Annotated in this window: 28 protein-coding genes; 9 read left to right on the forward strand and 19 right to left on the reverse strand. The window is 65.9% G+C overall.

Features of this window, described 5'->3' with window-relative positions; translation table 11 throughout:
• Positions 1-27: 27 nt before the first annotated feature.
• From QP045_RS19415 to QP045_RS19435, 5 genes are read left to right on the forward strand one after another with little or no spacing between them, the layout of a single operon-like run.
• Positions 28-615, forward strand: a complete 588-nt coding sequence (locus QP045_RS19415; RefSeq protein ID WP_422516656.1) for a histidine phosphatase family protein — start codon at positions 28-30, stop codon at positions 613-615.
• Positions 612-1,418, forward strand: a complete 807-nt coding sequence (locus tag QP045_RS19420) for a TIGR04290 family methyltransferase (protein ID WP_422516657.1) — start codon at positions 612-614, stop codon at positions 1,416-1,418. Before QP045_RS19415 ends, QP045_RS19420 begins: the two co-directional genes overlap by 4 nt.
• Positions 1,415-2,356 (forward strand): glycosyl hydrolase, encoded by a 942-nt coding sequence (locus tag QP045_RS19425; protein ID WP_422516658.1) that lies wholly within the window; start codon positions 1,415-1,417, stop codon positions 2,354-2,356. The genes QP045_RS19420 and QP045_RS19425 overlap by 4 nt, the downstream gene beginning before the upstream one ends.
• Positions 2,357-2,380: 24 nt before the next feature.
• Entirely contained in the window at positions 2,381-3,358 is a 978-nt protein-coding gene (locus tag QP045_RS19430; protein ID WP_422516659.1) for an MDR/zinc-dependent alcohol dehydrogenase-like family protein, read from the forward strand.
• Positions 3,355-4,341 carry a Gfo/Idh/MocA family protein gene (locus QP045_RS19435; RefSeq protein ID WP_422516660.1) on the forward strand — a complete coding sequence of 329 codons (987 nt, stop codon included), beginning with the start codon at positions 3,355-3,357 and terminating at the stop codon, positions 4,339-4,341. Before QP045_RS19430 ends, QP045_RS19435 begins: the two co-directional genes overlap by 4 nt.
• Before the next feature lie 13 nt (positions 4,342-4,354).
• Here QP045_RS19435 and QP045_RS19440 read toward each other — a convergent pair whose 3' ends face one another.
• The gene (locus QP045_RS19440; RefSeq protein WP_422516661.1) at positions 4,355-4,750 is read right to left on the reverse strand and encodes a MerC domain-containing protein; all 396 of its coding nucleotides are present in this window, start codon (positions 4,748-4,750) and stop codon (positions 4,355-4,357) included.
• A 134-nt stretch (positions 4,751-4,884) separates the two neighbouring features.
• Here QP045_RS19440 and QP045_RS19445 point away from each other — a divergent pair, with 134 nt between their 5' ends.
• Positions 4,885-5,694, forward strand: coding sequence for an SGNH/GDSL hydrolase family protein (locus QP045_RS19445; protein WP_422516662.1), 810 nt, complete (start codon positions 4,885-4,887; stop codon positions 5,692-5,694).
• 37 nt (positions 5,695-5,731) lie between these two features.
• On the opposite strand, the gene QP045_RS19450 is transcribed toward QP045_RS19445, so the two are convergent.
• The 17 genes from QP045_RS19450 to QP045_RS19530 form a co-directional block, all read right to left on the reverse strand.
• On the reverse strand, positions 5,732-6,745 hold the full coding sequence (locus tag QP045_RS19450; RefSeq protein WP_422516663.1) for an inorganic phosphate transporter: 1,014 nt from the start codon (positions 6,743-6,745) through the stop codon (positions 5,732-5,734).
• A gap of 9 nt (positions 6,746-6,754) precedes the next feature.
• Positions 6,755-7,816: a DUF47 family protein gene (locus QP045_RS19455; RefSeq protein ID WP_422516664.1), complete on the reverse strand. Its 1,062-nt coding sequence runs from the start codon at positions 7,814-7,816 to the stop codon at positions 6,755-6,757.
• A 256-nt stretch (positions 7,817-8,072) separates the two neighbouring features.
• Positions 8,073-8,867 (reverse strand): MipA/OmpV family protein, encoded by a 795-nt coding sequence (locus tag QP045_RS19460; protein WP_422516665.1) that lies wholly within the window; start codon positions 8,865-8,867, stop codon positions 8,073-8,075.
• 94 nt (positions 8,868-8,961) lie between these two features.
• The gene (locus QP045_RS19465) at positions 8,962-9,729 is read right to left on the reverse strand and encodes a hypothetical protein (protein WP_422516666.1); all 768 of its coding nucleotides are present in this window, start codon (positions 9,727-9,729) and stop codon (positions 8,962-8,964) included.
• A gap of 270 nt (positions 9,730-9,999) precedes the next feature.
• Positions 10,000-11,079 carry a patatin-like phospholipase family protein gene (locus QP045_RS19470; RefSeq protein ID WP_422516667.1) on the reverse strand — a complete coding sequence of 360 codons (1,080 nt, stop codon included), beginning with the start codon at positions 11,077-11,079 and terminating at the stop codon, positions 10,000-10,002.
• Positions 11,066-11,314: a glutaredoxin domain-containing protein gene (locus QP045_RS19475; protein WP_422516668.1), complete on the reverse strand. Its 249-nt coding sequence runs from the start codon at positions 11,312-11,314 to the stop codon at positions 11,066-11,068. The genes QP045_RS19470 and QP045_RS19475 overlap by 14 nt, the downstream gene beginning before the upstream one ends.
• Positions 11,311-11,856, reverse strand: coding sequence for a hypothetical protein (locus QP045_RS19480; RefSeq protein ID WP_422516669.1), 546 nt, complete (start codon positions 11,854-11,856; stop codon positions 11,311-11,313). The genes QP045_RS19475 and QP045_RS19480 overlap by 4 nt, the downstream gene beginning before the upstream one ends.
• 11 nt (positions 11,857-11,867) lie before the next feature.
• The gene (locus QP045_RS19485; protein ID WP_422516670.1) at positions 11,868-13,016 is read right to left on the reverse strand and encodes a zinc-dependent alcohol dehydrogenase; all 1,149 of its coding nucleotides are present in this window, start codon (positions 13,014-13,016) and stop codon (positions 11,868-11,870) included.
• Positions 13,017-13,138: 122 nt separating this feature from the next.
• Positions 13,139-13,585: a DUF2243 domain-containing protein gene (locus QP045_RS19490; RefSeq protein WP_422516671.1), complete on the reverse strand. Its 447-nt coding sequence runs from the start codon at positions 13,583-13,585 to the stop codon at positions 13,139-13,141.
• Positions 13,582-13,812, reverse strand: a complete 231-nt coding sequence (locus QP045_RS19495; protein ID WP_422516672.1) for a hypothetical protein — start codon at positions 13,810-13,812, stop codon at positions 13,582-13,584. Before QP045_RS19495 ends, QP045_RS19490 begins: the two co-directional genes overlap by 4 nt.
• 69 nt (positions 13,813-13,881) lie before the next feature.
• Positions 13,882-14,748, reverse strand: a complete 867-nt coding sequence (locus QP045_RS19500) for a formate/nitrite transporter family protein (RefSeq protein WP_422516673.1) — start codon at positions 14,746-14,748, stop codon at positions 13,882-13,884.
• A 5-nt stretch (positions 14,749-14,753) separates the two neighbouring features.
• The gene (locus QP045_RS19505) at positions 14,754-15,419 is read right to left on the reverse strand and encodes an HAD family hydrolase (protein WP_422516674.1); all 666 of its coding nucleotides are present in this window, start codon (positions 15,417-15,419) and stop codon (positions 14,754-14,756) included.
• 51 nt (positions 15,420-15,470) lie between these two features.
• Positions 15,471-16,007 carry a DUF1003 domain-containing protein gene (locus QP045_RS19510; RefSeq protein ID WP_422516675.1) on the reverse strand — a complete coding sequence of 179 codons (537 nt, stop codon included), beginning with the start codon at positions 16,005-16,007 and terminating at the stop codon, positions 15,471-15,473.
• A gap of 36 nt (positions 16,008-16,043) precedes the next feature.
• Complete coding sequence (locus tag QP045_RS19515; RefSeq protein WP_422516676.1) at positions 16,044-16,901, reverse strand: type 1 glutamine amidotransferase; 858 nt, start codon at positions 16,899-16,901, stop codon at positions 16,044-16,046.
• Between the two features lie 118 nt (positions 16,902-17,019).
• Entirely contained in the window at positions 17,020-17,781 is a 762-nt protein-coding gene (locus tag QP045_RS19520; protein WP_422516677.1) for a DUF72 domain-containing protein, read from the reverse strand.
• On the reverse strand, positions 17,769-18,098 hold the full coding sequence (locus tag QP045_RS19525; RefSeq protein ID WP_422516678.1) for a hypothetical protein: 330 nt from the start codon (positions 18,096-18,098) through the stop codon (positions 17,769-17,771). Before QP045_RS19525 ends, QP045_RS19520 begins: the two co-directional genes overlap by 13 nt.
• An 8-nt stretch (positions 18,099-18,106) precedes the next feature.
• Positions 18,107-18,892, reverse strand: a complete 786-nt coding sequence (locus QP045_RS19530) for an SDR family oxidoreductase (RefSeq protein ID WP_422516679.1) — start codon at positions 18,890-18,892, stop codon at positions 18,107-18,109.
• 170 nt (positions 18,893-19,062) lie between these two features.
• Here QP045_RS19530 and QP045_RS19535 point away from each other — a divergent pair, with 170 nt between their 5' ends.
• The gene (locus tag QP045_RS19535) at positions 19,063-20,010 is read left to right on the forward strand and encodes a manganese catalase family protein (RefSeq protein WP_422516680.1); all 948 of its coding nucleotides are present in this window, start codon (positions 19,063-19,065) and stop codon (positions 20,008-20,010) included.
• 90 nt (positions 20,011-20,100) lie between these two features.
• On the opposite strand, the gene QP045_RS19540 is transcribed toward QP045_RS19535, so the two are convergent.
• Complete coding sequence (locus QP045_RS19540; RefSeq protein WP_422516681.1) at positions 20,101-20,415, reverse strand: hypothetical protein; 315 nt, start codon at positions 20,413-20,415, stop codon at positions 20,101-20,103.
• A gap of 289 nt (positions 20,416-20,704) precedes the next feature.
• On the opposite strand from QP045_RS19540, the gene QP045_RS19545 reads away from it, so the two are divergent.
• Both QP045_RS19545 and QP045_RS19550 read left to right on the forward strand, forming a co-directional pair.
• Positions 20,705-21,199 carry an Hsp20/alpha crystallin family protein gene (locus QP045_RS19545; RefSeq protein WP_422516682.1) on the forward strand — a complete coding sequence of 165 codons (495 nt, stop codon included), beginning with the start codon at positions 20,705-20,707 and terminating at the stop codon, positions 21,197-21,199.
• Between the two features lie 42 nt (positions 21,200-21,241).
• Positions 21,242-22,249: a L,D-transpeptidase gene (locus QP045_RS19550; protein WP_422516683.1), complete on the forward strand. Its 1,008-nt coding sequence runs from the start codon at positions 21,242-21,244 to the stop codon at positions 22,247-22,249.
• Positions 22,250-22,471: the final 222 nt, after the last annotated feature.

Raw genomic sequence — 22,471 nt, forward strand, 5'->3', positions numbered from 1 at the left:
GTTGATCCTGCCCGGCATTCGCGCACATTGAGCGCAACCGTCCTTCTTGCGCGTCACGGAAGCCATGATGAGGTCGGAGCTGTCCTAAGCGGCCGTTCCGAAATCGCGCTCAATGCGGCGGGGCGGGCGGAGGCCGAGCGGCTGGCGGAACACCTCGCCTCGACGCCGCTGACGGCGATCCATAGCAGCCCGCGCCGCCGCACGCGGGAGACGGCGGATATCGTCGCGGCCCGCCACGGCCTGACGGTGCAGCTGATCGACGCACTCGACGAAATCGACTTTGGAGACTGGGCCGGACGCAGCTTCGCCAGCCTCGACGGCGACCCCGACTGGGCACGGTGGAACGACGCACGCGGAACGGCTCCCACGCCAGGTGGCGAGACGATGGCTGCTGCGGCAGGCCGCGCCGCGCGACACCTCGCGACCTTGGAAGACGAAGGCGGCACTATCCTGTGCGTGAGCCATTGCGACGTCATCCGGGGGGCGGTCGCCGACTACCTCGGCCTGGACCTCGACCGGCTGCTCACGTTCGACTGCGCGCCGGGCTCGCTTACCACCCTGGCGCTGGCGAACGGCCGGGGCCGGATCGTCACGCTCAACGAGGTACCCCGATGACCAAGATGCCGACCGAACGGCTCCGGGAGGAGGTGGCGCGGCTCGCGCCCTGGTTCCACAACATCGATCTGGGCGACGGCATCCAGACGGCGCCGGAACATTTCCTGGGCGACTACCCCCGCTTCAAGTTCGAGCGTTTCGGCCCTGCCCTGCCGGCGGATATGACCGGCAAGACCGTGCTCGACATCGGATGCAATGCCGGCTTCTACTCGGTGGAGATGAAGCGGCGCGGTGCCAGCCGCGTGTTGGGCATCGACAGCGACGAACGCTACCTCGCCCAGGCGCGGCTTGCGACCGAGGCGCTGGGATTTACCGGCGTCGAGTTCGCCAAGCTCTCGGTCTATGACGTCGCGCGACTGGGCGAGAAGTTCGACCTCGTGATCTTCATGGGGGTGCTCTACCACCTGCGGCACCCGTTGCTCGCGCTGGACCTGATCCGCGAGCACGTCGCCGGCGACCTTATGCTGTTCCAGACCCTGCAGCGCGGATCCGACGAGGTGTGCGACGTGCCGGAGGATCACCCCTTCTACGTGCCCGGCACTCATGACGCGCCGGCGTACTTCGATGATCCGGGCTATCCCAAGATGCACTTCATCGAGCGCGAATATGCGCATGACTGGACCAATTGGTGGGCGCCCAACCATGCCGCGTCGGAGGCGATGCTGCGCGCATCGGGCTTCACCGTCGAGGCGCGCCCGGAGCGGGACGTCTATTTGTGCCGCGTGGCCCCGGTTCCCTACGCGGAATACGGGCCGGCAGCAGTCTATCCGGCCCGCGCGCCGGGACAGGGGGAAAGCCAATGATCGAAGCCGCGATGCTCTGGAACGAGCCCAACAACAAGTCGCACTGGGACCCTGAGCTCGACCCCGAATGGGCCATCTTTGCCGACACGATGATCCGAGCGGGCAATGCCATCCAATCCATCAACCCGGCGATCACCCGCGTGCTCGGCGGCATGTCGCCGATTGACCCGGCCTGGGTGAAGCGGATGGAAGATTATGGCGTGCTCGACACAGTCGATGCTGTCGCGGTGCACGGCTTCCCGCTCGACTGGAACCTGTGGCCGATCCATGCCTGGCCCGACAAGATCGCCGAGATCGAGGCGGTGACGGACAAGCCGATCTGGGTCACCGAGGTCGGCGTCGGTTCGTTCGGAGCCGAGGAGGTGCAGGTGTTCGGCGTCAACAAGACCGCCGAGCTGCTGATCGGCCGCGTGCCCCGCATCTTCTGGTACTCGCTCTATGACCTGCCGCAAAGCTGGGGCGCGACCACGCGCCATCGCGAGGCGGAAGGGTCGAGCTATTATCGCCACTTCTACATGGGGCTGATCCGGGAAGACGGCACCCCGAAGCCGTCACTCGACGACTATGCCAAGGTCGCGTCCGAGATGGGGCTGATGCAGTGGTTCCACTTCGAGGATCCGCGACTGGACGAGGCCGTCGCCTGGATGAAGCGGCTGGGCACCCGGAAGCTGCGGACGGGCCTGAGCTGGGCCGATAGCTTCCGCCCGAACGCGATCGATTGGTTCGATCGGCAGATGGAGGCGATTGCCGACTTCGACGTCACCGTCACCTTCTGCTTCACGCCCGAGCATCTGGGACCCGGCAAGCATCACACCAGCCCGCCGTACGAACCGCAGCAGTTCGCAGACTTCTGCGCGTGGATGATCGACCGCTATGCGCCCGCGGGCGGGAACGCGCCGGCCGTCGAACCGGTGCCGGCGCTCGAACTGCGCGTCTGATCCCATCACCGAACAGGAATGACGATGACCGAGACGATGCGCGCGGCCGTGCTTGCCGCGCCCGCCACGATGGAACTGCAGCACGTCGCCCTGCCCCAGCCGGGCCGGGGCGAGGTGCGCGTCAAGCTGGAGGGCTGCGGCGTCTGCGCTTCCAACGTCGAGCCGTTCGAGGGCCAGCCCTGGTCGCAATTTCCGGGCGAGCCCGGCGGCATGGGCCACGAAGGCTGGGGCATCGTCGACGCGCTTGGCCCCGATGTTACGGACGTGGCGGTAGGCGACCGGGTGGCGATGCTGTCCGGCAAGTCCTACGCGGAATATGACCTGGCCAGCGCCGATGCGCTGGTGAAGCTGCCAGAGGCACTCGCGGGCAAGCCGTTCCCGGGCGAGCCGCTGGGCTGTGCGTTCAACATCTTCCGCCGATCGGACATCCAGGCAGGGCAGACGGTGGCGATCGTCGGGATCGGCTTCCTGGGCGCGGTGCTGACGCGGCTCGCGACCGAGGCGGGTGCGCGCGTGATCGCGATCTCTCGCCGCCAGTCCTCGCTTGATCTCGCCCGCCATTATGGTGCGGCAGAGACGATCGTGATGGATGACCATTGGCGCATCCTCGAGGCTGTGAAGCGCTTTAGCGGTGGCACAGGCTGCGATCGGGTGATCGAATGCGTGGGGAAGCAATGGCCGCTCGACCTGGCCGGCGAGCTCGTCCGCGAGGGCGGTCGGCTGGTGATCGCCGGCTATCATCAGGACGGCCCGCGCCAGGTGAACATGCAGATGTGGAACTGGAAGGGTATCGATATCGCCAGCGCGCATGAGCGGGACCCGGGCGTCAACCTGCGCGGCCTGCGCGAAGCGGCCGAGGCGGTCGCTTCCGGCCGGTTGGACCCTGCTCCGCTCTACACGCACCGTTACCGGCTAGAAGAGTTGGACGCGGCACTGATCGCTACCCGCGACAAGCCGGATGGCTTCGTAAAGGCGCTGGTGACGTTCGGAGAGGCGGCATGAGCCGCCCCCGGCTGGGGTTCCTGGGGGTAGGCTGGATCGGCCGGCACCGGATGGAGGCGATGCTGGCGACCGGTGCGGTCGACGCCGCCGCGATCAGCGACCCCTCCCCCGAGATGGTGGCGGAAGCGCAGAAGCTGGCGCCCGAGGCAGCCGTCGTGGACTCATTCGAGGCGATGCTGGGACTCGACCTGGACGGGATCGTGATCGCCACCCCGAGCGCGCTCCACGCTGGCCAGTCGATCCAGGCGCTGGAGGCGGGCTGCGCGGTCTTCTGCCAGAAGCCGCTCGGGCGGTCCGCGACCGAGGCACGGGCCGTGGTCGAGGCAGCCCGGCGCGCCGACCGGCTGTTGTCGGTAGATTTCTCCTATCGCTTCACGGCGGGGATGCAGCGGATCGCGCCCATGGTGCGCGGGGGTGCGCTCGGCCACGTCCATGCGGTCGACCTGACCTTCCACAACGCGTACGGCCCGGACAAGCCGTGGTTCTACGATCCCGCGCAGTCGGGCGGTGGCTGTGTCATGGATCTGGGGGTGCACCTGGTCGATCTGGCACTGTGGACGCTGGGCTTCCCGGAGGTCGTGGCGGTCACCTCCCACCTTTCGAGCGGCGGCCAGCCGCTTACGGACCCGGATCGCCAGGTCGAGGACTATGCGGTCGCGACCCTGGTGCTGGCCGGGGGGACCGTCGTTCGCCTCGCCTGCTCGTGGCGGCTGCCGGCGGGGCAGGATGCGGTGATCGAGGCGAGCTTCTATGGCACCGGCGGTGCCGCGGCGCTGCGCAACATCAACGGCTCGTTCTACGACTTTCGTGCCGAGCGGTTCGAGGGCACTTCGCGGCACCTGCTGACCGACGGAGAAGACGCTTGGGGCGGGCGCGCCGGTGCGGATTGGGCCGAGCGGCTCGCCCGCTCGCGCGGCTTTGCCGAAAATGCGGAAGAACTCGTCCGCAGCGCCGAGGTGCTGGACCGCATCTACGGACGCTGACGCCCGCAGCCGCCTAGCAGGTGGCGGGCCGCATCCCGGCTCGCCAGTTCCATGCGTGCCCGAGCGCCAGCAGCAGCGCACCGGTGACGCTCAGCGTCATCTCCAGCCAGGGACCGGTAGGCAGGAACGCTCCGGCGCCGAGCAACGGCAATCCGACTGCGGCGATCGCGAGTGGCAACGGGTGCCGGTGGCGGCGATAGCCGAGCCCCAGCGCAAGCGCGCTGGTCGGCACGGCGAACGCAAAGGCGAGCGCGTGGAAACTCTCCGGCAGCGTGAGGAACGCCGCCAGCATCGGCACCGCGACGAGCAGCGTCGGCAGCAACAGGCAGTGCATGAGGCACAGCAGCGATGCGCCCATCGCCGCGGCGTCCAGCCAATGCTGCCGCTGAACGGCGGGTCTTCGATCCATGAAACTACCTTGGAGTGCTGCTGAGGCACGCACATGATACTTCGTAACATGCGCGTCAAGTCCGCGTGGGCGGTGCCGGACCCCTGTCGTTCCGTGAACATGGTTGCTATCCCTCAGCCGAACGGGGGAGAGACATGCCGCACTGGATCACTGCACCGTCCGGCATGGCCATCCTGCTCGCCGCACTATCCGGCTGCGCCCAGATGCCGGCCCCCGGGACGCTGCCGCTAAACGCGCGCTACGTCGCGATGGGGAGCTCGTTCGCCGCCGGACCCGGTATCCCCGTCCCTGCCGACTCCCCGCCCACCCGTTGCGCCCGCTCGACGAACAACTATCCGCAACAGCTTGCGCGCAAGCGTAGCCTCACGCTCGTCGACGTCAGCTGCTCCGGTGCAACCACCGCGCATCTGCTCGGCCCCTGGAACGAACTCGCGCCGCAGCTCGACGCGCTGACGCCCGACACGGCATTGGTGACCGTCACGATCGGCGGCAATGACGTGAACTATATCGGAAGGCTGATGCGCGCATCGGCGGGAGGTGCCATCGAAGCCCCCCACGCCGGCGACTGGGCGCGGCTGGCGGCAAGCTTCGATCGCATCGCGCAGGAGGTGCGCCGCCGTGCGCCCGGCGCTCGGCTGATCTTCGTGGACTATGTCAGCCTGCTCCCGGAGGGAAGGCCGTGCGACCAAGCGCCCGTCCCTGCCCTCGAAGCGGCGATCCTGCGTGCCACGGCCCGCCGGCTGGAGGCGGAGACGGCGTCCGCCGCACGCCGCGCAGGCGCTCGGCTGATCCGGGCGTCAGCGCTGTCGCGCAATCACGATGTGTGCGCGGCCGAACCCTGGGCGACCGGCTATCCGGCGCCTCACGGTCGGGTCGCCTATCACCCCAATCCGGCGGGCATGACGGCGATCGCCGCCGCACTCGACGCCGTGTTGATGCAGTAGATCTAGCTCCCACAGCCGCGCCCGAGTGGCGCGGCGCCTAGAACAGCCGGGTCAGCAGGTAGAACAGCGCTCCGACCGCCGCCGATGCGGGGATGGTGATCACCCAGGCCACGACCACGCTGCTCGCGACGCCCCAGCGGACGGCCGAGGCGCGGCGTGCCATGCCGGCGCCGATGACGGCCCCGGTGATGGTGTGGGTGGTCGACACCGGGATGCCGAGCAGCGACGCCGTGAACAGGACGATCGATCCCGCGAACGAGGCGCTGAACCCCTGGTGCTGCGACAGCTTGGTGATCCGCGAACCCATGGTCTCGATGATCTTCCAGCCGCCCGTCAGCGTGCCCAGCGCGATTGCGATATAGCAGCTGATCGCGACCCAGTGCGGCACCGCGAACTCGCCGTCGAGATAGCCGGTCGAGTAGAGCAGGACCGTGATGATGCCCATCGTCTTCTGGGCATCGTTCAGGCCGTGGCTGAGCGAGTAGGCGCCCGACGAGATCAGGTGCAATGCGCGGAAGGACCGCTCGGCGGTACGCGAACTCGCCCGCGCGAACATCCAGCTGGTCACCAGCATCACGCCAAGCGCCAGCAACATGCCGATGGTGGGCGACAGGACGATGGCGATCAGCGTCTTGTTGAGGCCGCTCCACTGGATGCCGCTCAATCCGGCATGGGCCACGCCCGAACCGATCATGCCGCCGACCAGCGCATGGCTGGAGGAGGACGGGAGGCCCTTCAGCCAGGTAACGACGTTCCAGAACATCGCGCCGATCAGCGCGCCGAACACGACGGCCGGCGTGATCAGGTCCTTGTTGATCAGCCCCTGGCCGATGGTGTCGGCCACCTTGTGCAGCGCCGGAAACGCCATCGTCAGGAAATAGGCGGCGAAGTTGAAGACGGCGGCGAACAGAACCGCATGGACCGGCCGCAGCAGCCGGGTGGCCACTACCGTCGCAATGGAGTTCGCCGCGTCATGCAGGCCGTTGAGAAAGTCGAAGGCCAGCGCAACCAGGATCAACCCGATCAGCAGCGGCAGGGCAAGTTCGTGCATGGGATCGCGTCAGGCGTGATCGACGACGATGCCGTCGATCTCGTTCGCGACATCCTCGAACGCGTCGACAATCCGTTCCAGGTGCTTGTAGATCTCGCGCTGGACCGTGAAGCGCAGCATATCGGTCGGCCCCAGTTCCTTGAACGCGCGCTTCAACCCCGCAGCGTGAATTTCGTCGGCATGGCTTTCCATGCGCACCAGTCGTTCGGTGAGCTCATGGAGCCGGCCACCGTTTGCGCCGAGATCGCGGAGCAGCGGCATCGCTTCTGCAGTGATGCGCGACGCGTCGACGATGATCGCCGCCATGTCCTTCATCTCCTGCTCGAACTCACGCACGTCATAGAGGTCGATGGCCTGAACCGCGGCCTGCATCTCGTCGATCGCATCGTCCATCGCGCCGATCAGGCTGATGATCGCACCGCGATCGAAGGGCGTGAGAAACGTCTCACGGACTGTGCGGAGGACTTCGCGGATGATCTCGTCGGCATCGTGCTCGCGCTCGATGACCTCCTGGATGTGATCGCGGTTACCGTCCTGCAGCAGCCGCGCCAGCGCATCGGCGCCGGCCGTGACCGTCACGGCATGGGCCTCGAACATCTCAAAGAAATTACCGGTTTTCGGAAGCAGCCGCTGAAACCAACCGAGCATGCGATTCACCTTAGACTTTTCGGCCACCGCGCTGAATAAATCGGTGCGCCGCATTGCTGCTTTCATTTCGGACGGCCCGAACGAGCGAATCAGTTCGCCAAGGTCCGGCTCCTCGACCGCGGCCGCAGCCTCGGCCAAGCTGAACCAGCGACGTTCGCGCTGTTCCTGCTCCTTCCACGAGTCGAGTTCCTGGCTGACTGCCAATGGAAACACCTCGACGTCGATCATCAGCGACGCGCCGTTGCGACGCCGCTTGCGATACCGGTACCAGCCAAGCGAGGTCGGGCAGACGAGGCCGCGGACACCCGCCTCCTCCTCTGCCTCGATGGCGGCCCCGGCGTGCGGGGACGCGCCCTTGTCCAGGTTTCCCTTGGGAATGACCCAGCGCTTGCTCTCCCGCGAGGTCACCAGCAGCACGCGCACGGGTGCATCGATGGCGGAACCATCGAAGCGGTACGGCAAGGCGGCAATCTGACGGATGAGACACTCCTCGATGGGCGGGCCCGTTACAAGCTGTGCGGTGCCCGGCGCAAGTCAATCCGGTCACGCCGCAACCGGGCGCGAGAGACCGCGCCGGCAGCCTACCGCCGGAACTGCTTCGGATGGAGACGGAAAGACCGCAATCGGACCGAGGACCGGCAGTTCCTCTTTTGTCAGTGTGCCGCGGTCCTTCCATGGATCATCGGAACGTGAAGCTCAGGGCCAGGCCACCGGAGATCTGGTTGCGCGAGCCGAAGCTCCGGACCACGGGCGACCGGCCCGCATCCTCCACGAGCCGGTCGTACTTCGCGTAGCTGTGGACGCCCCAGCGCGGCGTCAGCTGATAGAGGAAGCCGGCTGCCGCGCCGACGGATTGCAGTCCGCCATCCGCCTTGTACGCAGGCAGGCCGCTGGCCGCTGCCGCCTGCGAGTCGATGCCGAAATAGGCGCGGTTGTAGCGGCCATTGGCAAAGGTCGCGCGCGGTCCGACCGAGAAGAGCCACTGGTCCCCGTCCCGCGCGACATAATCCGCGCTGACCGTGCCGATCAGCCCTTTGTGACCGCCGATTCCCTGCCGGAACTCGGTCCGGAGACGGATGGGCGCGGAAAGCTGATATTGTACGAAGCCGCCCACTTCGACCGTGAAGCCGACCTTTGGCAGCAACCCGTCAGTGTCCCGGCGCGACCGCTTGCCCTCAACCCCCACCGCAGGACCAAATTGCCAGCCATTGCTGCGAGCGAGGATCGGTCCGGACGATTCGTCCGGCGCCTCGAACGGAAAGGGGTCTTCTCCGCGGGCGCGCGCGATGTCGATGAAGGGGCGGACGTTGACGGAGTCGGAGCCGGGGAAACTCGGAACCAGCTGCGCGCCCAGCGCGACGCGGGTCCGGCGGGGTCTGCGGTCCTCACCGCCCTCCTGTGCGAAGGCGGGAGCACCGGCAGGAACCAGCGCGATCGCCAGCCCCATCTTCTTGAGCACACTTGCTGACATCATGACCGACGGCACCTCACCATCTGTGAAATAGGGGCGTGCCTGTTTGGGGCTTCTTACGGCCGTCAGGTCACGAGCAGCTTCTATTCTGTTTTACTTACCCGAACCAGCGCGCAGCATCGCTACGCCGCAGACCCAGAAGCATGCCGATTAGGACGATTACTGCCGAGACCAAGGTGGCAAGCGCGACCACCCGCGCCTCTTGTCCACCAGACGCGTAAATCCCTGCGAGTGCCCAGAAAAAGACCAGCGCGTAGGGCGGATTGCCGCGGCCGCTCAGCAGTGCCTTCGAGGCGATGATCCCGCCGACGAGAACCACGATGGCGGTCACCAGCGCGCCGCCGCTTTCGAGCGCGAGGCCGTGGAAGCGAAGTGCGGCGGTGATGTTCACGATGGTCGCCGCCGTCAGCCAGGCGCCAAGAGCACTCAGCGGCAGCACCGCGAGCCAGCGCTCCCCGGTCGTGAACGACGGCGCCCAGCCGGAAATGCGACGATACGCGGTCAGCAGGCACGCCAGCGTGAAGATGATGATCAAGGCGGAGATGAAGCTCAGGCCGGCAACCTGGGTATAGGCAGCCCAGAGGGCATTCCCGAGGAACGCACCTGCCGCAGGCCAGCGTAGTTGCGCCACCAATGCATTGTTCCGCTGACTGGGAAGTGCCTGATAGATCGCGAACAGGATCGAGCCGGTATAGAGCGGCCCCCAGATCGCGAACGCCCATCCCGCCGGCGTGATCAAGGTCCGCACACTATCCGACTGGGCGCCGATCGGCTCACCGATGCCGAGCGACGGAAGTACCGGCGTCAGGATCTGAAGGATGGCGAGGAAGATCACGGCAAGCCGTGAAACGGGGTCTCCGCTCAACGCGCGAGAAGTAGCGACACTGGACATTGCGGCTGAACGCGCAAATTTGCTGCAAGTTGCGCGGCATCTCTCGCAAGTTCAGATGTTTCTGAAAACCGTTTCGCGATCTTATTGCTAAATGAAACGGTTTGTTTCCCGGTCTTATCCCCAGGCACTTGCAAGTCGTGAGCGGACGGAGATCACGTCCACGCCTTTGCCTCGCCATACGCCTACGAAGTGTCGGCGGTGACGCGGCAAGTTCTGAATACGCTGCGAAAGCTGCCGCTACGCTTAGCGGGGCAATGGATCATCGGCACCGGTTGCCTGCAGGATCGAGAGACCGGCATGCCCAATCGAAAGCTCGCCACGCCGAAGGCGTCCGACCAGCGCCTCGCCATCCGCGCGGCCGCTGGTCCAGCGCTGCAGGATTGTCTCGGGCGAGAAGTCCATCGCCTTGCCGGCAACTTCCCGCTGCTGATCAGTGTAGGCCGTGGTCACCAGCGTGATCGATCGGGGCGCGGCGCCGTCCCGAGGGCCTGCGTCGAAGAACCGGCGCCAGTGCGAGAGCGTCCGCTGAGTCTGGGCGGCGAAGGCAAGGTCCTGCATCCGCGCCGCCACCTCACCCAGCGTCTTGGGGCGCCCGGACGCCAGCGGCAGGAGGTCCGAGGCAATGCACAGGATGGGTGCGTCGCCCTCGTCGACCATCACAGGATCCAGGGGCAGGTTCATCGACAGCCCGCCATCGGCCAACAGCCGCCCCTCCACTTCGACCGCGGGGAAGGTCGTCAGCAAGGATGCGCTCGCGCGGACGTGCTCTGCCGAAAGCGCCTGCCGGCGGGTGTCCATGGTCACTTCCTCGCCAGTCTCCACGTCCACCGCGATGGCGGTGAACCGCACGGTGCCCGTGTTGACGAGGTCGAAGTCGACAAGCTCGCGGAGCGTGGTGCTGAGGGGTTGGGTGTCATAGACCGCCGGGGAGCCCGCAAGCGGATCCCGCGGCCAACCCGCGGCCGAGGACCACAGGCCCCCGAACATGCCGTCCCGGCCCGTAAGCATGGTCTCCAGAACGGCGCCGGTGCGACGCCATTCCTCCGGCGCCACGGCCCAAGGGAGCGGCCAACCGCTGCGTGCATCTGCCGGACGCCAGAGCTGCCGCAGCCGCTCCAGCCGCCGCTCGCGCGGGTTCCCCGCGATAATGGCGCCGGTTACTGCACCGATCGAGGTACCCAGGATCCAGTCGGGCTCGATTCCGGCCTCGTGAAGTGCCTCGTAAAGACCGGCGTGATATGCGCCCAGCGCGTTGCCGCCGCCCAGAACCAACGCCACGCGCAGATCGGCGGGCGCCCCAACTACGACGTCAGGTGCGAGCAAGATAGCGTTCCAGGTCGTCGCTCCCGCCGATGCGTTCCCCATCGATGAACACCTGCGGCGTGGTGGCCACCCCCTGCTCCTCCATGTAGCGGTCCACCTCCTCGCGCGAACGAAGCAGATGGTCCTCGACCTCGTAGCCGTTAGCTTCCAGCAGTTCCTTGGCGCGGACGCCGAAGGGGCAGGTGTGGTCGGGGAGGACCATCCGATACAATATCGCCTTGCGACCTTCGCTCATTGGGTACGCTCCGTGATGGGATCATAAGGGGCAGGTCCGCTCTCGATCGACCTGCGGTTCGCCTTCGCCCGGCGCGACCAAGCCACGAGTGCGACGCCGAGCACTGCGGCCACGCCCACCTTCTTGGCGAAGCCTTTGCGGTTGTGACGCAGTTCGGACCGTAGCCCGAGTTCGGCCGGGATGTTGGGTACCTTCCCACGGGCAAGGTCCTCGACCACGCCCTCGACCACATTGATCCGGTCGGCGCCCATCAGCAGCAACCAGTGCCACCAGTCGGACTCGCTGCGCCGGAAGGCATAGCGGCGGATCACCCCGCTGAGGCCGCTGGGCGGGGTGGAGGTGCCCACGACTGCGGGCAGCCGGTTGTGCTCGATCGACTGCAGGATCTCGACGCCCGGCTGCTGCTGCACCGGGCGCGGCCAGGTGAGGCCGCGAGTCTGCTGATCCTCGATGTGGCGCATCGGATAGGTCGGATCATTCTCTGGGTCGGCATCCACGCCCCAGCCTGGGATGGTGGACGTATCGACAAGCGCCTTGGTCATGGTGCGCTCCTTCAGGCAGCGTTGGGGATGAGCACGGGCTTGATGCAGCCGTCGAGCTTGGCCGAGAAGATGTGATAGGCGTCCGCCACATCCTCGAGCGGAATGCGGTGGGTAATCATCTCCTTGGGATTGATCCGCCCTTCCTTGATATGTTCGATCAGGCGCGGGAGCAGCCGCTTCACCGATGCCTGGTTGGCGCGGATCGTGATGCCCTTGTTCACGACGTTGCCGATGGGCACGATGTTGCCGGTGGGGCCATAGACGCCGACGATCGAGACGATCCCGCCCTTCTTCACCGAGTTGATCGCCCAATGCAGCGCAATCGCATTGCCGGCTTCCAGCTTGAGCTTGTTGCCGAGCAGCCACTGCGGGGCATTACCCGACGCGTCCCCGCCCACCGCGTCGATGCAGACATCGGCGCCCAGGGAGTCGGTCTGCTTCTTGAGGAACACGACGACGTCGTCGATCTCGCGGAAGTTATAGACCTCCGCATTCGCAAACTTCTGCGCGAACTCCAGCCGGTATTGCTGGCAGTCGATCACGATCACGCGTCCGGCGCCGAACAGCCAGGCGGACTTCGCCGCCATCAGCCCGACCGGCCCCGCCCCGAACACGACGACCGTGTCGCCACGCGTGATGCCGCCCATTTCCGCCGCCTGGTAGCCGGTCGGTACCACGTCGGTGAGGAGCACCGCATCGTCATGGTCCATCCAGTCCGGGATCACCGTCGGGCCGACATCTGCATAGGGGACCCGGACATATTGCGCCTGACCACCGTCGTACCCGCCCGCCGTGTGCGAATAGCCAAAGATGCCGCCGACGGCCGTCGCCTGCGCGTTGGACTCGTGACAGTTGCCGAACAGGCCCTGCTGACAGAAGTGGCATTTGCCGCAGGCGATGTTGAACGGGACCAGCACATGGTCCCCGACCTTCAGGTTGCGCACCTCGGGCCCGACCTGTTCGACGACGCCGCAGAACTCGTGGCCAAAGGTCATGCCGACGCGCGTGTCCGGCACCATGCCGTGATACAAGTGGAGGTCGGAACCGCAAATGCACGAGCGGGTGACCCGCACGATCGCATCTTCGGGATGCAGGATCACCGGCATCGGCTTCTCATCGGCGCGCACCCGAAACGGCCCGCGGTAATTCATCGCCAGCATCGTGAAGCTCTCCATTCTGCGCCGTGCATTTCGCGTGCCGGCGTTCTTGATCGTTCCGGTTTGCAACGCGGGCCACCCCGAAGTGTTGCGCCCGCCCGCGATATTCCGCACCTCGGCAAGAATTAGCTCCGCCGGCAGAGCCACCAGCCGCCGCCCAGCATCCCCGCGCCCCACAGGAGAAACAGCCAGTCCCAGGCCGAAAGCCCCATGGGTTCATAAACATGGTGCAGGTGCAGGAGATGATGGTCGATCACGCCCTCGACCAGGTTGAACAGGCCCCAGCCGATCAGCAGCGCGCCCACCAGCAAACGGCCGGAAAGGTTGGCACCCGGGCGGCGCCCCGCGCGCCAGAGCAGCGCTATGCCAAGGGCGGTGATCGCCCACACCCCGGCGTGAAAGACGCCGTCCCACACCATGTTGACCTTCGCGCCGACATAATCGGTGTTCGGGATGCGTGCGGATAGCATGTTGTGGAACTGCAGGATCTGGTGGAACAGGATCCCGTCGAAGAAGCCGCCCATGCCCATGCCAAGCGCCAGGCCGGCGGACAGCAGCGGACGGCGGGTCATTCCGCCGCTCCGGGAGTTTCCGGCTCGCGCAGCACCAGCGCCACCACGGCCAGCAAAAGCGAGAGCGGCAATATGATCGCGCAGGCGTTCCACCACAGGTCCGGCGCCATCAGCCGATCGCGTATCGAGGCTGCCTGTGCCGACTGGCACAGCGTGCATGCAAGCGCAGGGACCGGCAGCAGCAGCAGAACCACCGCTGCGGCCAGACGTGACCACGAGAATTCCATGCGCTCTGGGAAAGCAAATCGCATCGGGCGCAGACGCGTGGGCAACGGCCGGGGTTCCCCTGCGCGGCGTCAGGCGTCGGGGTCGGCCTGAAGTTCATGACGAACCTGACCATGGGCGAGCAGGGCGAACAGCCCGGTGCCGCCGATGATGTTGCCGATCAGCGAGGGCAGGATCAGGCGGCAGGTCGCGCCGAACAGGTCGGTCTCCCCCTGCAGCCACAGCAGCCAGGCCTCTCCCGAGCCGGCGACGACGTGGCTGAAGCCGCCTAGTGCGATAACATAGGTGATCAGGACGATCACCCAGAACTCGCTGCCCCGCGCGTTCGGCTGGATCCAGGCGATCGAGGCGACGAGGAAGCCGGCCGGCATCCCCAGGAACATCGTCGTCAAAGGGCCTTGCTGCAACACCGACCGCGCGACTTCCAGCGTCGCGGAGAGCTGCGGCCCGCGCACGATGATCTGCCGCGACACCAGCAAGGCCACGAACAACGTGCCGGCCATGTTCGCGGCGAATACGACGGCCCACAGACGGAGCAACCGGCCCAGGTTACGCCAGCTGGGATGCGTCGCGACGGGCAGCACTGCCGTGACGGTGCTTTCCGTAAACAGCTGGAGATTGCCCATGATGACGATCACGAAGCCGACGCAGTAGCCGAATGAAGACACGAGCTCGGTCCAGGGGGCTTGGGGCAGCCGCGCGTGCAAAAACGCCTCCGCCAGGATCGACGTGCTGATCGCGACGCCCGCCGCGAAGCCCGAGCAGAGCAGCGAAACCAGCGGTCGGCCGAGTTCCTCGTCGCCCTGCAACCGGATGACTTCGTGGACGATCTTGGCCGAACCGGACTTCCGCTCGTCGACGGACTCCACTTCGTCTTCGGAGAGGCCGTCGAGCGGCTCCGCTTCGTCGGGCGGATCGTCTTCAGGGTCGCCCGACATCGGCATCAGCCTTTTAGAGGTGAACGATCATAGTTCGCGAGCAGATCGGCGGCATCGTTATACAGCGCGAGGGCGCCGGCCGCGCGCAGCACCGCATCCGGGAACTTCCCGGACCGAAGCGCCACGGTCCCGATCCGGCACCGTGCCGCCGCCTCGACGTCATAGGGCGTATCGCCGACCACCAGCACCTCCTCGGGCGCGAGCGGCGCGACCTTTTCCAGCGCCGCCGCGAAGATATCCGGCGCGGGCTTGGTCCGCTCGACATCGTCCGAACTGGTCGTGGCATGGACGAGGTTCCGTACGCCCAGCAGGTCCAGATAATGGTCGACCTCGGCCGCCGATGCGGAAGAGGCGAGCACCACCGCCTGCCCTGCCGCATGCACGCGCACCAGCAGATCATGGGCACCCGGGAAGGGCTTCACCTGCCCCATCAACCTGCCCTTGAAGACCTTGCCATGGGCTTCGCCGAGCCTCTCCTGAAGGCCCTCGTCCGCGTCCGGGATAAGTGTGGGCACCAGCATGTCGGTGCCCTTGCCGATCTGCGCGTGGATCGTCGCGCGATCGAAGTGCGCGCCGATGGTGGCGAACGCCTCCTCCCATGCGCGGACGTGCAGGTCGTTGCTGTCTACCAGCGTTCCGTCGATATCGAACAAGATGGCTCGGATTGCCAAGATAGGTGGTCCTTTGCGTTCGGTGGGTTGCTCGGCGTGGCGGGTGCGCGATCACGTTTCCAGTTGGTCGAGCCCGTCCAGCACCGCCTCTGGAGAAACATCGCTTTTGATTTCTTCGAGCTCCTCCGCGGCCAGTACTTCGACCCCCAACTTCCTGGCGACCGCATCGACGAGCGCGACCAGCCGCGTCAGTTCATGCTCCGCGAGCAGGTTGATCTGCAGATCCAGGTCCGCCTGCCGGGCCGCGGAGGCCATCATCCGGTTCTGGCTGATCAGCACGAAGGTAGAGAGGAAGATCGCCTCCACGCTGGCTTCCATTGCCAGCATCACGAACGTCGGGTCGAACGGCGTGATGCCGGGAACCAGGCCGATGTTCACGAGGATCCAGGTGCCGTATGCGACCGCGTGGATCAGCACGAAGGTCATGCTGCCGGCGAATTTGGTGATCGCGTCCGACACCCGCTGCGACAGGCTTGCGTTCGCCTCTTCCTGAGCGCGGCGCTCCCGCATCCGCTGCATGTTCCGCCGGAGCACGGAAGTCATGCCCAGCGGCGTTGGCGACGGGTGGGTAAGCGGAACCTGGGTCACGGTTGCTCCCCTTCATCGGGATTTGCCGGGTCGGCCTCATGCCCGGCCGCGCGCCGAGCATGTGGGCAACACCAGATGCGTCAGGAAGTTGCGCAGCTCCGTCATGCGCTGATCATCATCGACGACCTGCTCGTTGAGCCCGAGCCGCCAGGCCAGATCGCGCCGTTCCGGCTCCCGATGCAGCGCATCGACGGCAGCGGCATGGACTTCGACGTCCGTCTCATCGCGGGCCAGCCCATGCTCGATCAAGTCCGCCGCCTGCCTGCGCAACGCGGCCGCCACTTCGCGCAACGAGATTTCGGGATGATATTGCACGCCCCAGAAGATGCCGCCGCCGTAACGGATTTCCGCCGCCTGCACGCACGTGACCGAGTTGGAGGCCAGCACCGTGCCGCCGGGCGGCAGTGCCTCCACCTCGTCTGTGTGGATGGCGGGCGCGTCGAAGGACGGCGGACGCCCGTCCAGCAGGGCATGCCCCTCGCCCGCCTGCCGCCGCGCGATGCGCCGGGCAAAGCCAGCCTCGCGGCGGTCTCGCATCGATCGCACGGTGCCGCCCGCGGCGACCGCCGCCACCTGCAGTCCCGCGCAGGAGCCGAACGCCGGCGTGCCCGACCGGAATACGGCGCGCATGAAGTCGATCTCCCGCCGTGTCTCGGGTGTATCCTCATAGAGGTGCAGCGGGGAACCGGTAAGGAAGACGGCATCATAGCCTTCGATCCCCGCGGCGTCGGGCACCGCAGCGCCGCGATCCGCGGGCTTCACCCGGTCGCAGGTGGCAGCCGGGGCAAGCGCGGCGAGACGCTTGATGAACGTCTCCCCGGAACTGCGCCCGACGCTTTCCCGGCGTTTCTCACGCGCTGCGGGCGGCTCACTCTCAGCAACAAGGATACGCATCGACACTCACATGAAAAGGGAGGTGCGGCGACAGCCGCGAAGACGATGCTCGCACTCGGCCGAGTGGGAGGAGCGGGTGGAACGCCAAGGATCCCAATTGGTTGCGGACGATCCGCTGTCAGCCAGTCGCCGTCTGCAGGGCGGATCGCAGGTGAAGAGCGTTGGCCATGGCGGCACCCGAGGCGGTGTTGTCAAAGATCGTCCAGCACTCGACGCCCCGTGCGTGGCACGCCGCCACTGCCTCGCGCTGGCGGGCCAGAGCGGCATCGTCATAGGAAGAACGATAGATTACCGGAGACCCGTGCAGCCGGTAATAGACCAGCCCCGGCCAGCCACCGGGCACCGCCGCAGCCGAGCTGAGGGCGGGATCGGCGGCCACGCGTGCGATGCGATGCTCGACCAGCATTCGGTCGGCCGCTTCTTCGAACCAGCTCGCATGGCGCGGCTCGCAGACGACGGCGTCGCCGAGCAGCCGGATCACCTCGGCGAAGAAAGGTCCCGCGACCGCCGCGTCGAACGCCAGGCTGGGCGGCAATTGCACGAGCGTCGGCCCGCGGCTGGCACCCAGCCCCGCGACCTCTTCGGCAAAGGTTTCGAGCAGCCCACCATAGCCGACCAGCTTGTGCTGGTGGGTGATGGTCTTGGGCAGCTTCACCGAGAAGCGAAAGCCCGGGGGCACGCTTGCTGCCCAGCGGGCGTAGGTGGAGGGGCGATGGGGTCGGTGGAAGCTGCTGTTGATCTCTGCGGCATCGAACACGCGCGCGTAGCGCTGCAGGTGGGAGTCCTCACCCGCCAGTTCGGCCGCTAGGTCGCGGGGGATGGCCCAGCCGGCCGTGCCGACGCGCAGCGGCGGCGCTTCGTCGCCCGCTACAGCTTCCACAGGCGATAGCAGCGCATCAGGATCTCCTCCTGGGAGAAGCGCTCCTCCAGGTCCCGGCGATAGTCCGCCCACCAGCGCGGATCGACGCGGTCCGTCATCACCTCCGCGGTAAGGACCTCATCGCGCGCAGCCCCTTCCCCCTCGCCCTCTGCCCACAAGCCTTCCGCGGGGTTTCGGCTGAACAGCGTGACGCCGCCGAACGCCTCGAGAAGCTCGTCGCGCACGCGGCCGAAGGCTTCGCGGGGAAAGGGTGTGCCGTCGTTGGTGGTGGTTGGCAGGAACAGTTCGACAAGCCAGCTTCCGGGAAGTTCGTCCATGCCGCCGCTTATCCCACCAGCAGGGATTCGGCGCCGTCGATCCAGACGGGAGTTCCGGTGATGTGCCGGGCGCGATCGGAGAGCAGGAACAGCACCAGATCCGCGACCTGATCGGCGGTGCCGGGGTCGCCGTCCGTCAGCGGGATCTTGCCTTCCGGAAACACCACCGGCTCCCCGGAAACCTCGGGATCGCGGTGGGTGGTGCTGTCCTCGATGTTGGTCTCGATCTTGCCCGGGCACACCACGTTGACACGGATCCGGAACTTGGCGAGCTCCAGCGCAAGCATCTGGGTCATGGCGACCTGCGCCGCCTTGGTGCAGCTGTAGGCGGTGGCGCCGGCATTGGAGAAGATGCGGGTGCCGTTCACCGACGCGGTGATGACGATGGCACCGGCCCCGGCCCGCTTCAGATGCGGGACCGCATAGTGGAGCGTCAGGTAAGTGCCGCGCAGGTTGGTGTTGATGGTCCGGTCCCACTCGGCCGGCGTAAGCTCGTCGATTGGCGCCCAGACGCCGTTGATCCCGGCATTGGCAAACACATGGTCGAGCCGCCCATAGGCGCGCACCAGATCGTCCACCGCCGCCTTCACCTGATCCTCGTCCGAGACATCCGCAACCAACGCCAGGGCGCGGCCGCCGTTGCTCTCAATCTCTCGCGCGATCTGCTCGGCGTCTTCCTCGGTATGGGTCAGCACACCCACCGCGCACCCTTCGCGCGCCAGGCGCAGGGCCGCCGCCTTGCCGATGCCGGAGCCTGCGCCGGTCACCAATGCTACCTGCTGGGAAAAGCTCATGTCGTCGTCCGCCTGCCTCATCTACCGGGGCCGAACGATCTTCCTTCCGCTTCTATCCCGAATATCCCGCCTGAGCCACGGACCAGCCCTGAGAGTCACTCTCAGGTGGAACGATCGCGTGTCGTGAAGCGCTGAAAGATCAAGTCGTTACGACGGAAGGATCTCATTCTATGTTCATGCACAACAAGCGCCTGCAATATACGGTGCGCGTTTCCGAGCCCAATCCTGTGCTTGCTTCCCTGATGCTCGAGCAGTTCGGCGGTGCGGACGGAGAATTGGCCGCCGCGATGCGCTATTTCACGCAAGGGTTGGGCGAAGTGGACCCGGGTCGTAAGGACCTTCTGCTCGATATCGCCACCGAAGAGCTGAGCCATCTCGAGGTGATCGGATCGATCGTCGCCATGCTCAACAAGGGTGCCAAGGCACAGCTTGCCGAGGGTGCGATGAAGGAAGCCGAACTCTATCTTTCGATGACCGCCGGCGGCAACAGCCACACCCAGTCGCTGCTCTATGGTGGCGGCCCGTCGCTGACCAACTCGTCCGGTGTTCCCTGGACGGCTGCCTATGTCGATAGCCGCGGCGAGCCGACCTGCGATCTGCGCTCCAACATCGCCGCAGAGGCACGCGCGAAGATCGTGTATGAACGGCTGATCAACATCACCGATGATCCCGGCATCAAGGACGCGCTCGGCTTCCTGATGACGCGCGAAGTCGCCCACCAGAAGTCCTTCGAAAAGGCGCTTTATGCGATCGAGGATAATTTCCCGGCCGGAAAGCTGCCCGGCATCGAGAAATATTCGAACCTCTATGTGAACACGTCGCAGGGCGAAGGGGACGAGGTCGGCCCCTGGAACTCGGGCGATCAGTGGGAGCGCATCGACGACCTTACGGAAACGATGCCCATCGACGACGGCGACGGTGACGCCACCGTCAAGCTCTCGGCATCCGATCGCGCCGTGGCGGAAAAGCTCGCCGCACGAACCGCATCCGATCCCACGAGCAACCCTGAGACGGGAGTGGATCTTGGGGCGGGCCCCGGGGCCGGCATGATCACCGGCGACAACCTTGGCGGAGCCAAGGATATCAAGGACGCGGTGAAGACCGCCGACAAGAAGTAATAGGGCCGCCGGCTTCCAACGAGCCGGCGCCGATCGACACGCAACAGGGGTGGCGTTTTCGCGCCGCCCCTGTTGTGCTGTTGAATGCGGCTATCGCCTCTTCAGCCCTTTCCCCAGGAAGTCCACCAGTTCAAAGCCCTCGGATTGCAGCGTGTAGATCACGCCCCCGATGCATCGGTAAGGAAGCTCAGAGCCAGACACGATACGGGCAGTCTTCCGAGACTTCCTCTCGACCTGGGCGAGGAAACGCAACTCGTTCATCGAGACGGTGCGGCCGTTCACTTCGAGCGTGCATGACGGATCCGGAATGACGACGAGGAACGGCGGCGGTTCGGCCGCGGTGGTGCAGCTTGCCAGGCCTGCTGCAAATGCCGCGATGGTCGCCCGTCGGAGTGTCGACTTCATCCCGTAATGATGGTCAGAGAACGTCAGTGCCGCAATGTGCACGTCACTTGCCGGAAGGGATGAAAAGCGAAATTCCGGCGCGGCCGTCCTTGATGATCACAGCCCCGTTTGAAACCATCATCTTGCTCAACTCCGGCTGAAACTTTGCGCAGACACGTAGCGGGTGCCCGCCCGCGCGCCGGCGCCAAAAGCACCGAGATCGCCCCAATCCCGGTCGTAGGGGACATACGTATTCCAGCCATTTCCGACGAGAGATAGGCCTCCCCCAGTGCTACGACCGGAGGTTAACATGGCTCGCGATCTCGCTGTACTCCCCCATCAAAAGCGTCAGTCTCCCGGGGTCCAGATCTTTGCGCCACTCGCTCGACTGCGGGATGAAGTGGATCATTGGTTCGACGATGTTCCTCAGTTTCTGCAACAGTTGCAGATGGGCAAGTTCCGTCTCCCTGTCTCGCCGCCCGCAGTAGACATGCGGGAAACCGAAGACGGATATCAACTTACCGCTGAAGTACCCGGCGTCGATGCCAAAGACGTCGACGTTTCTGTCGTCGACGGCATGATCCGAATAGCCGGCGAGAAGAAGGATGAGCGCGAAGAGAAGGATCGCGACTTCACCTTCTCGGAACGCTCCTATGGCAGTTTCGAGCGGTATATTGCATTACCCTCGGACGCAGATCTGGACAGCATCAAGGCCAATTCCAAAAACGGCGTGCTCAAGATCACGGTGACCCGCGACAAGAGCGCTGAGGACGGCAAGCGGCGCATCCCGGTGGAGCCGGGATAATCGGCGCACACAGATGCGGATCTTGATGTGCCCCGCCAAAGGGTGGCGGGGCATCCTCTTGACGAAGGGCCAACGCCGTTGCGGATCCTGATCGCGGCCACCGCTTTGCTCCTTGTGCAAATGCCGCACGCGGGCTCGGCAGGACAGTCCGCATTCCCACGCGGTTCCATCGTCGAGTCCGTGAACCGGCTCCCGCCGGGAGGGTACCTATGGGCGCCTGAGGTTTCGCCTCAGGGCCCGTTGCTACTCGCCGTGAGCCTCGCGAAGCAAAGGGCGATCCTGTACCGCAATGGCGTGCCGATCGCGGTCTCGACGGTGTCGACCGGCCGCCGCGGTCACGAGACTCCGGTCGGCGTCTTCACGATCCTTGAGAAGCAGGTTCATCATAAGTCGAACCTGTACGATTCGGCGCCGATGCCGTTCATGCAGCGGCTCACCTGGGATGGCGTTGCGCTCCACGCCGGAAAGCTGCCCGGCTACCCCGCTTCCCACGGGTGCATCCGACTTCCCGCCGGCTTTGCGAAACTGCTGTTCGGACAGACGCATCGCGGCATGACGGTGGTCGTCACCGACCAGCCTGCCCTCCCCAGGGTCGCCCCCCGCGCCGCGCTGCTGAAGAAGGGCACGAGCACGCCGGTTGTTCAGGGAAGGCCGGAGTGGACCCCGGAGCGTTCGCCCACCGGCCCCATCTCAATCATCGTCAGCGCTGCGGATCGAAAGATGGTCGTGCTGCGTTCGGGCGTGATCATCGGGTCGACGCCGATCGAGGTGACTGCCCCCATCCGCGACACGTCCGCCTATGCACTTCGATCCAGGGATGCCACCGGCCTGCATTGGTTTCGCATCGGCTTGCCGGGTCGCAAGGACGCGGGCAGCGAAGCCTCCTTGGACAGTCAATCCAAGATCGTCGTGCCGGAGGCGTTTCGCGAACGACTGGCGGCTCTCGTGGAACCGGGCACCACGGCCATCATCACGCCGGATTCACTGGTTGCAGGCAGCACCGGCAATGCGGTCACGCTTTTCGAGAGCGACGCCGCACCGCAGCCGTGAAAGCATCCAGGCAGTAAAGGCCGCGCCGAAGATGGCCCGCGCCACGCGCGACCTTCTCATCAAGATCAAGCCACGTCCGAGCGGACATGGCGTTGCCTAGGGTCCAAACCCAATCAGCGGCTTGAAGGAGTGAGACTTTCCTGATTCACCGGTGGTGTGGATCAAGGGAGGTGCGTGATGGCGCTGTTCTGGTTGTCTGATGAGGCATGGGCGGCGATCGAG

Source organism: Sphingomonas sp. 3-13AW (genome assembly GCF_049311085.1).
Classification (GTDB): domain Bacteria; phylum Pseudomonadota; class Alphaproteobacteria; order Sphingomonadales; family Sphingomonadaceae; genus Sphingomonas.

Coding starts and splice junctions, on each gene's coding strand:
- QP045_RS19420 (WP_422516657.1), top strand. CDS start 612: ATGACCAAGATGCCGACCGAACGGCTCCGGGAGGAGGTGGCGCGGCTC.
- QP045_RS19425 (WP_422516658.1), top strand. CDS start 1,415: ATGATCGAAGCCGCGATGCTCTGGAACGAGCCCAACAACAAGTCGCAC.
- QP045_RS19430 (WP_422516659.1), top strand. CDS start 2,381: ATGACCGAGACGATGCGCGCGGCCGTGCTTGCCGCGCCCGCCACGATG.
- QP045_RS19435 (WP_422516660.1), top strand. CDS start 3,355: ATGAGCCGCCCCCGGCTGGGGTTCCTGGGGGTAGGCTGGATCGGCCGG.
- QP045_RS19440 (WP_422516661.1), bottom strand. CDS start 4,750: ATGGATCGAAGACCCGCCGTTCAGCGGCAGCATTGGCTGGACGCCGCG.
- QP045_RS19445 (WP_422516662.1), top strand. CDS start 4,885: ATGCCGCACTGGATCACTGCACCGTCCGGCATGGCCATCCTGCTCGCC.
- QP045_RS19450 (WP_422516663.1), bottom strand. CDS start 6,745: ATGCACGAACTTGCCCTGCCGCTGCTGATCGGGTTGATCCTGGTTGCG.
- QP045_RS19460 (WP_422516665.1), bottom strand. CDS start 8,867: ATGATGTCAGCAAGTGTGCTCAAGAAGATGGGGCTGGCGATCGCGCTG.
- QP045_RS19475 (WP_422516668.1), bottom strand. CDS start 11,314: ATGAGCGAAGGTCGCAAGGCGATATTGTATCGGATGGTCCTCCCCGAC.
- QP045_RS19480 (WP_422516669.1), bottom strand. CDS start 11,856: ATGACCAAGGCGCTTGTCGATACGTCCACCATCCCAGGCTGGGGCGTG.
- QP045_RS19485 (WP_422516670.1), bottom strand. CDS start 13,016: ATGCTGGCGATGAATTACCGCGGGCCGTTTCGGGTGCGCGCCGATGAG.
- QP045_RS19490 (WP_422516671.1), bottom strand. CDS start 13,585: ATGACCCGCCGTCCGCTGCTGTCCGCCGGCCTGGCGCTTGGCATGGGC.
- QP045_RS19495 (WP_422516672.1), bottom strand. CDS start 13,812: ATGGAATTCTCGTGGTCACGTCTGGCCGCAGCGGTGGTTCTGCTGCTG.
- QP045_RS19500 (WP_422516673.1), bottom strand. CDS start 14,748: ATGTCGGGCGACCCTGAAGACGATCCGCCCGACGAAGCGGAGCCGCTC.
- QP045_RS19515 (WP_422516676.1), bottom strand. CDS start 16,901: ATGCGTATCCTTGTTGCTGAGAGTGAGCCGCCCGCAGCGCGTGAGAAA.
- QP045_RS19525 (WP_422516678.1), bottom strand. CDS start 18,098: ATGGACGAACTTCCCGGAAGCTGGCTTGTCGAACTGTTCCTGCCAACC.
- QP045_RS19530 (WP_422516679.1), bottom strand. CDS start 18,892: ATGAGCTTTTCCCAGCAGGTAGCATTGGTGACCGGCGCAGGCTCCGGC.
- QP045_RS19535 (WP_422516680.1), top strand. CDS start 19,063: ATGTTCATGCACAACAAGCGCCTGCAATATACGGTGCGCGTTTCCGAG.
- QP045_RS19540 (WP_422516681.1), bottom strand. CDS start 20,415: ATGAAGTCGACACTCCGACGGGCGACCATCGCGGCATTTGCAGCAGGC.
- QP045_RS19545 (WP_422516682.1), top strand. CDS start 20,705: ATGGCTCGCGATCTCGCTGTACTCCCCCATCAAAAGCGTCAGTCTCCC.